The organism is Streptomyces sp. NBC_01089, from assembly GCF_045162975.1.
GTDB lineage: Bacteria > Actinomycetota > Actinomycetes > Streptomycetales > Streptomycetaceae > Streptomyces.
On sequence record NZ_CP108660.1, the window covers coordinates 3,814,405 to 3,829,813 of the forward strand.

At 71.0% G+C, this 15,409-nt stretch carries 14 protein-coding genes; 7 read left to right on the forward strand and 7 right to left on the reverse strand.

Annotated features, from left to right (window positions below):
• Positions 1-10 precede the first annotated feature (10 nt).
• Positions 11-799 (forward strand): GntR family transcriptional regulator, encoded by a 789-nt coding sequence (locus OG510_RS16845; protein ID WP_406137751.1) that lies wholly within the window; start codon positions 11-13, stop codon positions 797-799.
• A gap of 5 nt (positions 800-804) precedes the next feature.
• Positions 805-1,566, forward strand: coding sequence for a glycosyltransferase family 2 protein (locus OG510_RS16850; RefSeq protein ID WP_406137752.1), 762 nt, complete (start codon positions 805-807; stop codon positions 1,564-1,566).
• A gap of 148 nt (positions 1,567-1,714) precedes the next feature.
• Here OG510_RS16850 and OG510_RS16855 read toward each other — a convergent pair whose 3' ends face one another.
• Positions 1,715-2,590: an FkbM family methyltransferase gene (locus tag OG510_RS16855; RefSeq protein ID WP_406142422.1), complete on the reverse strand. Its 876-nt coding sequence runs from the start codon at positions 2,588-2,590 to the stop codon at positions 1,715-1,717.
• A 232-nt stretch (positions 2,591-2,822) separates the two neighbouring features.
• Positions 2,823-4,058 carry an amidohydrolase family protein gene (locus tag OG510_RS16860; protein WP_406137754.1) on the reverse strand — a complete coding sequence of 412 codons (1,236 nt, stop codon included), beginning with the start codon at positions 4,056-4,058 and terminating at the stop codon, positions 2,823-2,825.
• 178 nt (positions 4,059-4,236) lie between these two features.
• Here OG510_RS16860 and OG510_RS16865 point away from each other — a divergent pair, with 178 nt between their 5' ends.
• From OG510_RS16865 to OG510_RS16875, 3 genes are all read left to right on the forward strand, one after another.
• Complete coding sequence (locus tag OG510_RS16865; RefSeq protein ID WP_406137755.1) at positions 4,237-4,689, forward strand: DoxX family membrane protein; 453 nt, start codon at positions 4,237-4,239, stop codon at positions 4,687-4,689.
• A gap of 139 nt (positions 4,690-4,828) precedes the next feature.
• Positions 4,829-5,494 carry a DUF5753 domain-containing protein gene (locus tag OG510_RS16870; RefSeq protein ID WP_406137757.1) on the forward strand — a complete coding sequence of 222 codons (666 nt, stop codon included), beginning with the start codon at positions 4,829-4,831 and terminating at the stop codon, positions 5,492-5,494.
• Entirely contained in the window at positions 5,491-5,682 is a 192-nt protein-coding gene (locus tag OG510_RS16875; RefSeq protein WP_406137758.1) for a DUF397 domain-containing protein, read from the forward strand. Before OG510_RS16870 ends, OG510_RS16875 begins: the two co-directional genes overlap by 4 nt.
• A gap of 28 nt (positions 5,683-5,710) precedes the next feature.
• On the opposite strand, the gene OG510_RS16880 is transcribed toward OG510_RS16875, so the two are convergent.
• Positions 5,711-6,664 carry a nucleoside hydrolase gene (locus tag OG510_RS16880; RefSeq protein ID WP_406137759.1) on the reverse strand — a complete coding sequence of 318 codons (954 nt, stop codon included), beginning with the start codon at positions 6,662-6,664 and terminating at the stop codon, positions 5,711-5,713.
• A gap of 71 nt (positions 6,665-6,735) precedes the next feature.
• On the reverse strand, positions 6,736-8,160 hold the full coding sequence (locus OG510_RS16885) for an MFS transporter (protein ID WP_406137761.1): 1,425 nt from the start codon (positions 8,158-8,160) through the stop codon (positions 6,736-6,738).
• A gap of 135 nt (positions 8,161-8,295) precedes the next feature.
• Between OG510_RS16885 and OG510_RS16890 the strand changes: the two genes are divergently transcribed.
• On the forward strand, positions 8,296-9,114 hold the full coding sequence (locus OG510_RS16890; RefSeq protein WP_406137763.1) for a GntR family transcriptional regulator: 819 nt from the start codon (positions 8,296-8,298) through the stop codon (positions 9,112-9,114).
• Between the two features lie 117 nt (positions 9,115-9,231).
• Here OG510_RS16890 and OG510_RS16895 read toward each other — a convergent pair whose 3' ends face one another.
• Together OG510_RS16895 and OG510_RS16900 are read right to left on the reverse strand one after the other, a co-directional pair.
• A complete protein-coding gene (locus tag OG510_RS16895; protein ID WP_406137765.1) occupies positions 9,232-11,229 on the reverse strand; it encodes a protein kinase domain-containing protein in 1,998 nt (665 codons plus the stop codon).
• A gap of 123 nt (positions 11,230-11,352) precedes the next feature.
• Positions 11,353-13,491 (reverse strand): glycoside hydrolase family 3 C-terminal domain-containing protein, encoded by a 2,139-nt coding sequence (locus OG510_RS16900; protein WP_406137767.1) that lies wholly within the window; start codon positions 13,489-13,491, stop codon positions 11,353-11,355.
• 371 nt (positions 13,492-13,862) lie between these two features.
• On the opposite strand from OG510_RS16900, the gene OG510_RS16905 reads away from it, so the two are divergent.
• A complete protein-coding gene (locus OG510_RS16905; protein ID WP_239074177.1) occupies positions 13,863-14,813 on the forward strand; it encodes a glycoside hydrolase family 16 protein in 951 nt (316 codons plus the stop codon).
• Between the two features lie 119 nt (positions 14,814-14,932).
• Here the strand turns inward: OG510_RS16905 and OG510_RS16910 are convergent, their stop codons facing one another.
• Positions 14,933-15,259 (reverse strand): chaplin, encoded by a 327-nt coding sequence (locus tag OG510_RS16910; RefSeq protein ID WP_406137769.1) that lies wholly within the window; start codon positions 15,257-15,259, stop codon positions 14,933-14,935.
• Positions 15,260-15,409: the final 150 nt, after the last annotated feature.

A 15,409-nucleotide genomic window follows, 5' to 3' on the forward strand; every position in this document is an offset into this window, starting at 1 on the left:
GTGGCCACCCATGGCGAAGGCGTACGAGCGGATCGCGGATGAGCTGAGACAGTCCATCCGCACGGGCCGGCTGAAGCCCGGCGACCGGCTTCCCGCGGAGACCAAGCTCGCGGAGCAGTCCGGGCGGAGCCTGCCGACCGTGCGGGACGCCCTGCGCCTGCTGCAGGCCGAGGGGCTGATCGAGAAGGTGCACGGCCGCGGGAACTTCGTGCGCCGCGCCCGCACCCTCGTACAGCGCAGCAACTCGCGGCACCAGTGGGAGAAGGACCGGGCGCACCAGCCCGAGGAGAGGCGCGCCAGCACCGGTGCGACCGAGCACGACACCGGGCTCACGGTCGACGACCTCGTCTTCCGTGCCGCGTACCGGGAGATCACGGCGGACGCGGACATCGCCGAGTCCATGGGGATCGCGCCCGGCACCGAACTCGTCGAGCGGTCCTACCGGACGCGGTACAGCGCCGAGCACGCGCCCTTCAGCCTGGTCACATCGCATCTCGTCCGCGCCATGGTCGCGGGCAACCCCGACCTGCTGGACGCAACCAACGAGCCCTGGCCCGGGGGCACTTGGAACCAGCTCGCCACCGTGGGCATCGAGATCGACCGCATCGAGGAACGGGTCACCGCCCGGCCGCCCACCGCGGAGGAGGCGGAGGAGCTGGACCTCCCGCCCGGGACGGCTGTCGTCGTCCTGCGCAAGACGTCGTTCGACACCGAGGGCCGCGCGGTGGAGCTGTCGTACATCACGCTGCCCGGCGACCGCACGGAACTGCTCTTCACCACTCACCTGGAAAGGTGGTGAGTGCCGTGCGCCGGCGCATCATCATCGTCACCGCCGTCCACGCCCCGTCGGCACCGTTCCTGCCCGAGGCGTACAAGTCGCTCTGCGAGCAGGAGCTGCCCGCGGGGTGGGACTGGCACTGGGTGATCCAGGAGGACGGCAAGGGCACGGACGTCGCTCCGCATGTGCCGGCCGACGAGCGGGTGACCTTCCGGCAGGGCAGGGCCGGGGGTCCTGGTGTCGCCCGGACCATGGCCCTCGCGCACGCCGACGGCGCCTACGTCAAAGTCCTGGACGCGGACGACCAGTTGCCCCCGGGCGCACTGGCCCGCGACCTCGCCGCCCTGGAGGACAACCCCGACATCGGCTGGGCGACGTCACGCGTACTCGACCTGCTCCCCGACGGCTCCACGGCCGGCTTCGACGGTGACCCCGCCAACGGGCCGATCGAGCGCGGAGCCGTACTCGCCCACTGGAAGGCGAACGGTTACCGGGCGCAGGTCCACCCGGCGACGCTCTTCGTCCGCCGCGACCTGCTGCTCGCCCTCGGCGGCTGGATGGCGCTGCCCGCCTCCGAGGACACGGGGCTGCTGCTCGCCATGAACGCGGTCAGCCGGGGCTGGTTCTCGGCCGAGGTCGGCCTCAGGTACCGCAAGTGGCCCGGACAGGCCACGAGCCAGGAGGCGCACACGGACACGGCCGAGCGCGATACGCGGATGGCGGTCGTGGAAGCCAGGTCGCGCGCGCTGGAGCAGCTCGGGTGGGGCTACCCGGCGGGGTCCGCCTGACGGACCCGGCTTCGGCTTCGGCCGCCGGGTCCGGGCTCGACTTCGGCCGACGGGCCCGAGTCCGGCCGCCGGGTCCGGCCGACGGGTCCGGCCGACGGGTCCGGGTCCGGCTGCCGGTCACCGGGCCGCCGGGCCCCATGCCCCACCCCTAGCCCAGCACATCCGCGTCGGCGCGGGAGAAGACGAGGTCGCTCTCGCCGGTGACCGGTCCGCGCCACCGTACGGGGGCCAGCGGCGGCCGGCGTGCCGCCGCGACGTAGCTCTCCGGGGTGTAGTCGTTGGCCAGCCGGTAGACGTGGTAGCCCCGTTCCCGCATCGTGTCCAGCAGTTCGTCGACCGAGTCCCCGAGCTGCGCCATCCGGCTGGGCGTCACCTCCACGGTGATCTCGGCGTCGGGCCGCAGCCGGTCCAGGACAGGGGCCAGGCCCCGCATGACGCTGCCCTCGGCCCCCTCCACATCGACCTTGATGACCCGGGCCGTGGCGATCTCCTCCGGCCGCAGCAGCTCCGCCAGCGGGAGGGCCTCGATGTCGAAGGTGGACTCCGCGGTCCCGTCGTAGGGGACGATGCTGTTCGCCCCCATGTTGTGCGAGCTGGCGAGGACGAACGTCAGCTGCTTCCGGACGTCGGCGACGGCTGTGTTCACGGCACGGACGTTGGCGCACTCATTGAGCCGGACATGCTGCAGCAGCCGCTGATGGAACGCGGGAGACGCTTCGACGGCCACCACCCGGCCCCGGTCGCCGACCAGGCGCGAGGCCAGCACGCTGAAGTAACCGATATTGGCCCCGACATCGACGAACGTGTCTCCGGGGCGGAGCCTGCTCCTCAGCCAGTGGGTCAGGTTCGGCTCCCAGCCGCCGAACAAGTACAGATAGCGCTGGATCAGATCCTGGGTGTCGAGCGCGAACCGCGCGCCGGACCGGTCCGCGGAGACCCGCCGCCTGGGGTGCTCGCGCAGCCGCGGATTCAGAAACCGGCCCGCCAGCCACTCCTTGCCGAGCGCGCCGGGTGCGTCGCGCAGATACCAGCGGCCGAGCGTGACCAGCGCCTCCGCCCCCACGTCCCGCCCAGCCGTGTCCCGCCCAGCCGTGTCCCGCCCAGCCGTGTCCCGCCCAGCCGTGTCCTGCCCGGTCGATTCCCGCATCCGATCGCCTCTCCGCAGGGTCAGGGTGTCACGATGTCAGGGTGACACCTGAACCGTAGCGTTGAGGGCCCGCGCCGCCCTCAACGCTCCGGCGCGGGCCGGGCCGTGGTCAGCCGGTGGTGGTCTTCCGGTCCTGGTCGAACGGCAGGTCCAGCATGCGGATCGCGTTGCCCCGCACCAGCTTGTACGTGACGTCGTCCGAGAGGCCGGCCATGTGGTCGGTGGCCACCTCCTTGGTGTTCGGCCAGGTCGAGTCGACGTGCGGATAGTCGGTCTCGAACGTCGCGTTGTTCACGCCCACCGTCTCGATGGAATCGACACCGTGCTTGTCTCGGAAGAAGCAGCAGTAGATCTGCCGGTAGTAGTACGTCGACGGCGGCTCGGGGATCAGATCCTTGACCCCGCCCCACGCCCGGTGCTCCTCCCAGACGTCGTCGGCGCGCTCCAGGGCGTACGGCACCCAGCCCATCTGGCCTTCGCTGTAGGCCAGTTTGAGCCGGGGGAACTTCACCAGCACCCCGGAGAAGAGGAAGTCCATCATCGACGCCATCGCGTTGTTGAAGGAGAGCGACGCCTGCACGGCGGGCGGGGCGTCCGGGGACGCGGCGGGCATCTGCGACGACGACCCGATGTGCATGTTCACCACCGTGCCGGTCTCCTCGCAGGCGGCGAAGAACGGATCCCAGTACCCCGAGTGGATCGACGGCAGCCCCAGATGGGTCGGGATCTCACTGAAGGTGACCGCCCGGACCCCGCGTGCCGCGTTCCGCTTGATCTCGGCGACCGCCAGGCCGACGTCCCACAGCGGGATCAGGCAGAGCGGGATGAGCCGGCCACCGCTGTCGCCGCACCACTCCTCGACCATCCAGTCGTTGTACGCCCGGACGCAGGCCAGGCCCACTTCCTTGTCCTTGGCCTCGGCGAAGGTCTGCCCGCAGAAGCGCGGGAACGTCGGGAAGCAGAGCGACGCCTCGACATGGTTGAGGTCCATGTCCTTGAGCCGCTCGGCCGGATCCCAGCAGCCGCGCCGCATCTGCTCACGGGTGATGCCGTCCAGGGTCATCTCGTCCCGCGAGAAGCCCACGGCAGCGATGATCCGCTTGTACGGGAAGATCTCCCCCTCGTACCGCCACCAGTCGGTGACCTGCCCTTCCGGGTCGGTGGTGAACCGGTACTTCCCGCCGACGTACGCAAGTTCCCCGATCCCGGCGGTGAAGGGCTTGGGCCCCAAGTCCCGGTACTTGCTGGGCAACCACGTCTCGAAGAGGTGCGCAGGCTCGATCACGTGATCGTCCACGCTGATGATCCTGGGCAGTTCGGTGGGCCCGTTCTGACTGCTAATCATTCGCTTCCCCTCAGCTACCTGCCGGTTTGTCGAACCTGAGCTGACGATCCGTCAGTTTAAGGGTACGGACGCACTCCGGTACCGACAAGCGGTAGCACCGAACTCACCCCTTGCGCGATCGCTCCCCTTCCGCTGAACTGACGACCCATCAGGTTATGTCGACCGGCAGGAGCGCCTCATGCAGACGATGTGGCTCAGCGGGGCCGAATGGTTCGCCGTACTGCGGATCGGGCTCGGGCTGTGGTGGCTGGAGAGCTGGCGCCACAAGGACAAGAAGACCTGGTTCGGCGGGGGCGGCGTCACCTGGGCGGCCGGCATCGCCGCGGAACACCGCTGGAAGTTCGTACGGACCGGCTTCGAGCGCACCGTGAAGCCGAACCCCCGCCTGATGGCGTACGTGGTCGCCTACGCGGAACTGGCACTCGGCCTCGGCCTGGTCCTCGGCTTCCTGACACCGGTCGCCCTCGTCGCCGGCCTCCTGCTCAACCTGATCTACCTGGTGCTGATGATCCACGACTGGGCCGAGCAGGGACAGAACCTGATGATGGTGCTGATCTCGGCCGTGGGCCTGTTCGCCCTGTGCTGGCAGAGCTGGTCGGTGGACGGCGCGCTGGGGCTATTTCTGCGGTAGCCGGGACCGAGCGCGGAGGTGGCCCGGACCGATCGCACTCGTCGGCAGCTGCGCCACGGAGTTCACGAGCGCACGCACCGGGGGTGGCCACGTACGTCCCTGCGGGCCGCACAACACGAGGCTCCTGCTGTGATGCGGGGTGATACGTACCAGGATCGAGCGGAGCGAGGGGGCGCTCGGGCCGCTCGCGGGACGCGTGCTGGCGGCCGCCGCGCGGAGTCTCACGCGCAGGGCGGGGCTGGCGTCGTGGTTCCTGAAGTGGGCGGGGGTCGAGCAGGACGCGGTCTCGCTGTACACGTACGAGACGCGCAGCATTCCCGGGTTGCTGCAGCCGGAGACATACATTCGCGCCATCTACGACCGGCGGCTCCCACCCGTTACGGAAGAACAGCTTGAGCGCCAGGTGGTCGCACGACTCGACCGACAGCGGATCCTCACCGAGAGGCCGGAAACCGCTTTCAGCTTCGTCTTCGAACAAGCACTTCTGGAACGCCGGATGGGAGGGGACAGCGTCACCGCCGATGTCATCGACCATCTCCTGCACATGGGGGCCCGGCGTAACGTGGAGATCCAGATGATGCCGCTCCGTCAGGAAGACCACGTGGGCGTCGACGGTCACATGTATCTGGCAGAGACACCGGACCACCGGTGGATCGGGTACACCGAAGGACAGCGGTCCAGCAACCTGATCTCGGCTCCGAAGGATGTGAGCGTACTGCTCCAGCGCTATGGGAAGCTGCGTGCTCAGGCGCATGATTGCCGGGCAACGGTGGACCTGCTGAAACGGATGCGAGGAGCGCTATGAGCGGCGTGAGGCCGGACTGGTTCAAGAGCAGCTACAGCGGCAGCGAGGGCGACAACTGCGTCGAGGTCGCCATCCGCCCCGACGCGGTCCGTGTCCGTGACTCCAAGGACATCCGGCGCCCCGCGCTCACCCTCTCCCCCGCCGCCTGGGCGGCCTTCGCCGCCGGAGCGGGTGCCGGCCAGGGCTGACGGAGGGCGGGCGGAGCGGTCCGGGACGTCAGAGCGTCAGGAGCCGCTGGACGAGGTGGGCGGCCGAGTCCGGGCCTGCCTCCAGCACGACCCGGCAGTGAGCGCCTTCCTGCGGCGGGTAGTCGAGGAACTGGCCGCGCAGGTCGCAGACGGTCTGGCCGCGGCCGGGACCCTGGGTGGCGTCGACCACCACATCGACGTTCGGCGCCAGCGTGGGCACCACGCCTCCGACGGCGATGGCCGCGGCCAGCGGGTCGTGCACCGCGCAGCAGCGGCGGCCGAAGGTCTCCAGGTAGAAGTCGTAGTAGAGGTCCATCATCTCGCCCAGTGCGGTGGGCAGCGGGCGGCCCGAGTTCAGCAGGAGCCGGCGGTCCTCCTCCTCCAGGGTGTGGGCGAGGGTGACGTCCAGCGGGACGAGCGTGATGTCCCACGGCGCGGCCATGACCTCGGCGGCGGCCTCGGGGTCGTTGTGGATGTTGGCCTCGGCGACCGGGGTGACGTTTCCGCTCTGCTGTGCGGCGCCGCCCATGATGGTGATGTCCTTGACCAGCGAGGTGAGTTCGGGCTCACGGCGCAGGGCCTCGGCGACGTTGGTGAGCGGGCCGGTGGTCAGCAGACGCAGCGTGCCCCGGTGGGCGCGGGCCAGCTCGATGATCATGTCCGCGGCGTCCTGCGCGACGGCCGACTGGGCCGAGTCGGGCACCGTGATGTCACCGATGCCGTTGTGGCCGTGGATGTGCGGCACGGAGCCCGCGTACGTACCGGCCTGGGGGTCGGCCGCACCGACGGCCACAGGAATGGTGGCGCGGCCGGCGAGCTGGGTGAGCGCCAGGGTGTTGCGGGCCGCCTGCGCGGAGTTGACGTTGCCGCTGACGGTGCCGATGCCGACTATCTCTATCTCCGGGGATGCCAGCAGATAGGCGAGCGCCATCGAGTCGTCGATGCCGGTGTCGCAGTCGAAGTAGAGCGGCTGGGGTGTCATGGGGGGCTCCTTGGGGTTCGGGGCGTGTGAAGGCCCGGGAGGGGGTGGGCGGTTGTGGTGCGTACAGGCTGTCAGTCCGCCCGCCGGGTGATGAACAGGCTGGCCACCAGGGCCAGGACGGTGATGCCGACCGAGATCCACAGGGCGGTGCTGTAGCCGGCGTGGGTGGCGCGGGCCGCGTACGGGGCGACGATGCCGATGCCGGTGCTCGCGCCGATCCCGAAGGCGGCGCTGTTGAGACCGGGCAGCGCGGCGGGCGCGTCCTTGGGCGAGTTCAGCACGCCGAGACCGTTCACCGTGGTCAGGACGAGGCCGTTGTACGTGATGCCGAGGAAGGCGACCGCCGCGAAGACGGTCCACTTCTCCAGCGGGTACGAGGCGATGACGCACAGGGCCACGATGCTCAGGACGAGACCGACGCGGAGGGTGATCAGCCAGCCCCGCCGGTCCGCCAGCCGGCCGGCCATCGGGGCGGCGGCCAGCCCGATCAGCGCCGCGGGGGTGAGGAAGAGCAGCGACGACTCGGTGGCGTTCATGCCGAAGCCGATCTTCGGGCTCTGGCTGATGACGACCACGGTGAAGTTGATGACCGCGAAGATTCCGGACAGGGCGATCACGGTCGTCGCGATGACCGGCCACACCTCGCGGGACTTGAGGTGCTTGAGCGCGATCAGGGGGGTGGCCTTCCGGCGCTCGACCATGCCGAAGGCGACGGCGGAGACGACGGTCCCGGCCAGATAGCCAAGGGTGCTCGCGCTGTGCCAGCCGTCGGCGAAGCCGTGCGAGACGAGGTACGTGACGCAGTACAGCGCGACCGACAGGGTGGCAGCGCCCCACCAGTCCATCCGGCCCTTGTCCGGCCGCCCGTCCTTGGGCAGGACGAACGCCACACAGACAGCGGCGGCGACACCGATCACCAGGATCACGGCGAAGATGGACCGGTAGCCGAAGGCGTCGGAGAGCCGGCCGCCCAGGAGGCCGTCCACGCCGCCGACACCGCCGTTGATCGCGGTGATCACACCGAGGGCGGTGGCGAAGACCTTCTTGCTGAGCCGCTCGTTGAGGACGACGTACGCGATCTGGAAGGCGGCGCTCGACGCGCCCTGCAGCACCCGGCCGGTCAGCAGGACCGGCAGGTTCGGCGCGACGAGGCAGAGGACCGTGCCCACCGTGGTCACGAGCAGGACCACGACGAGGATCCTGCGGCGCCCCCAGAAGTCGCTGAGGCGGCTCAGCACGACGCCGGTGATCGCCCCGGCCAGGAAGAACAGCGAGGAGACCTGGGCTATGCCGTCCACGCTTCCGTGGAGCCTGCGCGCCATTTCGGGCAGCGCCGGGGTGATCATGCTGGCGTTCAACTGGTAGGCGATGACGCTCAGCAACAGCGTCGCGACGAGCGTGGCCGCCTTCTTGCCGTGCAGGAGGCCCTTTTCTTCGGCTTCCAGTGGGTTTGCTTCGCTGATTCCTGGGCTGGCGCCCGGACTGCCTGTGTTCACAAGGAACCTCATTGTTACAGTGAGTCACACTCTTGGCTGATGTGAGATGTTATACCTCTCGGTCCGACATGCGTCTAGTGCCGATGGTTTTCTGGTTAGATGGACCGGACCACCAGTAGCGAAGCGAGGTGCGCCGTGGCTGTCACCGTCCCCACCGTCGACGGGTTTCTGGCCGAACCCATGACCGTCGCCGTAGGGCAGCCACTGCGTGTGGCGGTCTACTCACGCCTCGCGCACGGCATCAGGGACCAGGTCTTCCCGCTCGGCTCGGCCCTGCCCAAGGAGGCCGACCTCGGCGCCCGGCTGGGCGTGAGCCGCACGGTGGTGCGCGAGGCCCTCATGCTGCTGGAGGAGGACGGCCTCATCCGCACCCGACGGGGGGTGGGGCGGTTCGTCAGCCAGACCCTCCCGCGCCAGGGCCTGGAGCAGCTGCAGCCCTTCGAGGAGACGCTCACCACTCCCGATCAGCCGGTACGCACCGAGCGTCTGGAGATGAACCTCCAGCGCACGACCGACTTCGTGCTGCACGGCCTCGGGCTCGAAGAGGGCAGCAACGCCTGGTTCTGCGAGACCCGGCTGACCCGCGGCACCGAGCAACTGGCCCTGATCCAGGAGCACATCGCGTGCGGCTCCGAGCTGCGCGCGCTTTCCCCCGTGGTGGCCGACCGGGTGCAGGAGCTGCACGACAGTCCGCGCACCCTGCTCGGCGCGATGATCGGCATGCTGGGCCCGGTCTTCGGCCCCGGCGAGTGCACGATCACCGCCGGTATCGCCGGAGCCACCCGCGGCAGGCTCCTCGGACTGCGCCCCACCGACCCGTTGCTCATCATCACGCAGACCGCACAACTGGGCGGCAGGCCCGCCTACCTGGCCAAGTACCTGGTCGCCCCCACCGGCGACCCGCTCTCCATCCTCCAGCCGCCCCAGCCGGGCGCGGCGCCCGTGCGGCCCTGAACCGAGCCCCACGAAGCGGGGCCGGCCGCTCAGCCGTGCCGCCCGGCGGCCGGTCGCTCAGCAGCCGGTCACTCAGCAGCCGGTCACTCAGCAGCGGTTCGCTCAGCGGCGGTTGGCTCAGCAGTGGGTCGAAGGGCCGCTCTGCCGGGTGAAGTTGTCGTTGGACATCCAGCCCGAGGTGTTCGTACCGGCGATCCGGATGTAGGTCCACCGGTTGCCGTACGCGTTGGTCACGTAGCAGTGGAACCAGACCTTCTTGCCCGACGCGGCCAGTGCCACGGCCGGGCACGACTGGTAGGGCCCGGTTTCGATGTGGTAGCTGCCCGCCATGGACGCGTACGAGCCGGGGTTCGGGTCCTGGTGGCTCCAGCCGCCGCAGCTCTTCGACACCGAGGACGGCCGCGTACTCGGGGTCGCCGGGGCGCTCGGCGGCTTCCCGGCGCTCCCGCCGCCGCCCGTGCTGCCCGGCTTCGCGGTGGGGCCGGCCGTGCCGCTGTCGGCACCGTCGCCCGCCGTCGCCGAGGGGTCCGGCCGGTGCGAAGGGGTGTCCGACGGCGTCGTGTGGGGGCTCGCGGACGACGAAGCGCCGGGCATCGTGGTGCCGTTGGCCATCCCGTCCGCGCTGGGCAGCGTGTTCCCGGGCGAGACGGGCGCCGTGGAGTGCGATGCCCGGGTCTCGCCGCCGCTGCCGCCCTGGTGCGCCAGCACGGCGTACGCGGTGCCGCCTCCCACGAGCACCACGGCGGCCGCCGCGGCGATGACGGTACGGCTGCGACGCCTGGCACGGGCGGGCGCGGTGCGGTGGCCGCCGGCCGTGACCGCGTCGTGGGTACGGATCTCCCCGCCGGTACGGATCTCCCCGGCGCCGCCGAACTCCCCGCCGGTACGGATCTCCCCGGCGCTCTGCTGGTCCGGCTGCGGGAAGCGCGGGTCGGCCGGTGCGTGCGCCGGGCCGTAACTCCCGTACGGCGGAGGCGTATCCCCGCCGGGCGGCTGCTGCGAACCGTACGGCAGTGAGGTGTCGCCGCCCGGCTGCTGCCGTGGACCGTACAGCGGAGGTGTGTCACCGCCCGGCTGCTGCCGCGGACCGTACGGCAGCGGGGTGTCACCGGTGGGCTGCGGCTGCTCCGGCCCGCCCGCCGGAGAGTCCTGCGGCGACGGGCCGAAGGAGAGTGGGGGATACGCCTTGGGCGGGGCCGCCGGGCCCTGGTCGGGGGACGGCGGGTTGCCAGGCCCGGCCGGGGGTGTCCCGCCCGCCGCGACCGCCTCCAGCATCCGGCGTGCCTGGTCCGCGGTGGGCCGGTCGGCCGGTTCCTTCGCCATCAGCGCCCGGAGCACCGGCGTGAGCGGCCCGGCCAGCCGCGGTTCCGGCAGCGGCTCGGTGACGATCGCGGCCAGCGTCGACCACGCCGACGTACGGCGGAACGGCGACGCGCCCTCCACCGCCGCGTACAGCGTCATCCCCAGCGCCCAGATGTCCGAAGCGGGCCCCGGCTCCATGCCCCTGGCGCGCTCCGGCGGCAGATAGTCGAGGGAGCCGACCAGCTCGCCGCTGCGGGTCAGCCGCTCCCTGGCGTCCTCGCCCGGCGCCCCCGACGCCTCCATGCTGGCGATGCCGAAGTCGGTGAGCACCACCCGGCCGCCGCGCTCCAGCAGGACATTGCCCGGCTTGACGTCCCGGTGCAGGACGCCCACCCGGTGCGCCGCGTCGAGCGCGTCCATGAGGCGGGCGCCGATCTCCGCCGCCTCCCGCGGTTCGACGGTGCCGCGCTCCGTCAGTACGTCGTCCAGCGACGGCCCGTCGACCAGCTCCATCACGATGACCGGCAGCCCCTGCTCCTCGGTCACATCGTGCACGGTCACCACCGAGGGGTGCCGGATGCGGGCCGCGGCCTGCGCCTCGCGGTGCATCCGGGCCCGCAGATCGGCCAGTTCGGCCCCCGAAGCGTCGGTGTAGGCGCGCAGGATCTTGACCGCGACCTCACGGTTGAGCAGCTGGTCCACCGCCCGCGCCACGACCCCCATACCGCCGCGCCCGATCGGCGCCGTCACCCGGTACCGCCCGCCGAGCACCCGGCCGACCAGCTCCCCGCCGTTCCCGTCCCCCGCCGCCACCGCACGCCCCGTTCCTTCGCCGTTCCGCTGTCCGCCGGTGACCGCCCGGACCCTCGTCGTCCGTCGGCCCACCCTCCCGCGGGCACCAGCGTATGGGCTCAGGGCCGGTCCGGGGACGCGGCCTCAGCCGATCCGTACCTTCGTCTCCAGCGGCAGGTCCGCCGACGACCGGCCGACCGCCACCGTGTAGGTCCCCGGCAGCACCGTCCAGCCGGTCTCCGTCGTCTGCCACACCGCGAACGCCTCGCGGGGCAGTGCGAGTCGTACCGTCCGGCTCTCGCCCGGTTTCAGGGTGACCTTCTCGAACGCCTTCAGCTGCCCGGCCGGCTCACCGGCCGCCGCGGGCGCCGTCAGATACAGCTGGACCACCTCGCTGCCGGTGCGGCGGCCGGTGTTGCGGACGCCGACACTCGCGCGATAGCCGTCCCCCGACCGCTCCAGGCTCAGTCCCGACAGCCGGAACGTGGTGTACGAGAGGCCGTGGCCGAAGGGGAACAGCGGCTTCTCGCCCGAGCTCCGGTACCAGCGGTAGCCGACCGCGAGCCCCTCGTCGTAGTAGACGTGCGTCCCGTCGCCCGGGTACTGCACGGTCGTCTTCGCCGGGCCCTGCTGCTCGGATGCCGGGAAGGTCTCCGGCAGCCGGCCGCCCGGCTCCTCGTCGCCGAAGAGCATCGCGGCCAGGGCGTTGCCCTGCTCCTGTCCGCCGTACCAGTTGGCGATGACGGCGGCGGCGCCGTCGAGCCACGGCATGAGGACCGAGCCCGAGGTGTTCAGGACGACGACGGTACGGGGGTTCGCCGCCGTCACCGCCGCGATCAGCTCGTCCTGGCCGTCGGGCAGGGCGAGCGTGGTGCGGTCGGTGCCCTCGCCGGTGTAGTCGCCCGCCACGACGACGGCCACGTCCGCGGCACGCGCCGCGTCAGCGGCCCCCGCGAGGCCCTTGGTGTACGTCACCGGGATGTCCCCGGCCCGCGCCCTGATACCGGCGAGCGGGGTGACGACGGCGCCGTTGGCCGTGACGGCGCCCGAACCGCCGCCGTGCGTCAGGGCCCCGGCGTCGGCCGCGTCGCCGATGACCGCGAGGGAGGCGGGCCGGGCGAACGGCAGCACCCGCTCGTTCTTGAGCAGCACACTCCCCCGGACGCTGATGCCGCGGGCCAGCCTGAGGTGCGCGTCGCTGCTGACCACCGTGGAGAGGACGGACGCCGGGTCCGGCAGCCGGTGGTCGAAGAGCCCGGTCCTGTACATCGCGGTGAGGACGTGGACCGCCATGGTGTCCACGGTGGCGGCGCTCACCGTGCCCGCCGTGACCGCGTCCTTGAGCTTGCCGCCGAGGTAGGTGGAGCCCGGCATCTCCATGTCGGAGCCCGCGCGGGCGGTGAGCACGGTGCTGTGGGTGCCGCCCCAGTCGGACATCACCAGACCGTCGAAGCCCCACGCGTCGCGCAGGGTGTCCTGCACCGCGGTGCGGTTCTCGTGCGACCAGGCGCCGTTGACCTTGTTGTACGACGTCATCACGGCACCGGCGCCGCCGCGCTGGACGGCGGCGCGGAAGCCCGGGTAGTAGATCTCGTGCAGGGCCCGCTGGGAGACCACGACGTCGATCGAGCCGCGCAGGGTCTCCTGGTTGTTGGCCGCGAAGTGCTTGACGGTGGCGATCACCGGGTGGGTCTGGATGCCTTCGACGACATGGGCGGCCAGCTCCGCGTTGAGGTACGGGTCCTCGGTGAAGGTCTCGAACGACCGCCCCCAGTAAGGGACTCGCAGGATGTTGATGCAGGGGGCCAGGGCGATGTTGTGGCCCTTGGCCGCCTGTTCGGCGCCGTAGGCGGCACCGTAGTCCCGCGCTGCCCCCGGGTCCCAGGTCGCCGCCAGGGTCTTGCAGTCGGGCCACTGGGTCACGCCCGTGGAGCCGTTGCCCACACCGCCCGGCCCGTCGCCGAGGTAGAGGGCCGGGATGTCGAGCCGGGTGTTGGCGGGGACCGCTCCCGCGTAACCGGTGCCGCCGTTCCCGCCGTGCAGCAGGGCGATCTTCTCGTCCAGGGTCATCTTGGCTACGAGGTCGGCGGCCCGCGCGGCGGCCTTGTCCGCGGCCGCGGACTCACCGGGCCTGGCTGCCGGCGCCGCCGCGGGCACCGGCCCCGCGGTGACACCGCCCCGGACGGCGGCCGCCGCGCCGGTGGCCGATGCGACCGTGGTGACGCCCGCCGCCACCGTGCCCGCTCCGGCCAGCTTCAGTACCGATCTCCGGTTGACGTTCATGTGCCCTCCCGAGTCGCTGTCGTGGATGCATCGCTGTCATGGATGCACGCATGCCATGGATGAACGAGTGACGAAAGACATGCAGGAAGTGACATGTACATGGGCACAGAGATCGCCCGCATCGTCAATGGTTTATACACACTCCGCCGAATCGGGCCCCGCGAAGCCACTTCCGGCGGCCTCAGCGAAACGCCGTAGGCCAACTGGCTCGATTTACTCCCCAGTTGGCTTCAGGGAGTGAACGCGGCGCACCTCTTGACGGGGTCAGCCGCAGTGCCCGACAGTCGTTCGCAAGAGGCTGAGAGCGCTCTCAGTCGCTCTCAGCTACTCTCCCCCCACCCCCCACGAACACCCCCACGAAAGCAGCCCCCATGAACAGGATCGCTTTCTCCGTGCTCACCGCGTTCTCCCTGACCCTGGCCGGGCTCGCCGGTCTCGCGGGTCCCGCCGCGCTCTCCGGCTCCGCAGCCGCGAGCGAACCGGCGGCCGGGGCCCGTACCGCCGCCGACTGGACCACGGTGTTCAAGGACGACTTCGACGGCGCGGCCGGCTCGGGCCTGAACACCGCCGACTGGCTCTACGACAAGGGCACCGGCTACCCGGGCGGCGCGGCCAACTGGGGCACGGGCGAGATCGAGACATCCACCGACTCGACCGACAACGTCTACCAGGACGGCTCGGGCCATCTGGTGATCAAGCCGGTGCGCGACGCGTCCGGGCACTGGACGTCCGGCCGGGTGGAGACCCAGCGCACCGACTTCGCCGCACCCGCCGGCGGACAGCTGCAGCTCAGCGCCTCCCTGAAGCAGCCCGACCCCGCGAGCGGACTCGGCTACTGGCCCGCCTTCTGGGCGATGGGCGCGGACGCCAGGCCGACCGGGGCCACCAACTGGCCCAGCATCGGCGAGCTGGACATCATGGAGGACGTCAACGCGCTCAGCCAGCACTCGACCACCTTCCACTGCGGCCAGTGGGCGGGTGAGTGCCACGACCCGGACGGGATCAGCAGCGGGTTGCAGACGTGCACGGGCTGCCAGTCCGGCTACCACACGTACTCGGTGATCGTGGACCGTACGAACCCGTCGGCCGAGCAGCTGCGGTTCTCCCTCGACGGCGTCCAGACCTTCGTGGTCGACCAGAACGAGGTCTCGGACGCGACCTGGAAGGCCGCCGTCGACCACGGCTTCTTCGCGATCTTCGATGTGGCGATCGGCGGCTCGTACCCGGACAAGGTCTGCGGCTGCACCTCGCCGGGGGCCGACATCAGCTCCGGTGCGGGGATGAGCGTGGACTGGTTCTCGGCCGAGGTCAGCCAGTCATGAGCAGGAACCGGTAGCGGCAGGCGCACAGCACCGTGCCCCGGAAGGAACCGCGGAAGCGGCCGTCCGGGGCACGGTGCTCACTGGTTCACCGCAGGAGCGCTCCTGGCGCTCCGGAGGTGTCAGTTCCAGCCGTGGTTACGGCCGTGGTCCCAGCCGCCGTGGTTACGGCCGTGGTCGCGGCCGTGGTCCCAGCCGCCGTGCTGGTGGTCGCGGCCGTGGTCGCGGCCACCGTTGCCGCAGGTGTTGCCGAAGGCCGGGTTGAGCAGGCCGATGACGTTGACGCTGTTGCCGCAGGCGTTGACCGGGACGTCGATCGGCACCTGGACGACGTTGCCGGAGAGCACGCCGGGCGAGCCGATGGCTGCACCCTCCGCCCCGCTGTCAGCGGAGGCGACCGACGCGCCCCCGAGGACGGTGGCGGCGGCGATGGCAGACAGCACGGTCATCCGCACGATTCGAGACATGATGGACACAAACCCTTCCGTAGGAGCACTCCAGGGCCGGATACGTCCGAGCCCTCTTGTGTGGTCCTTCGCTATGCCTGCCCGCTGAGATGGGTCCCGCATCGCTTGTTCACCCGAAGAGACGCCGCGGGG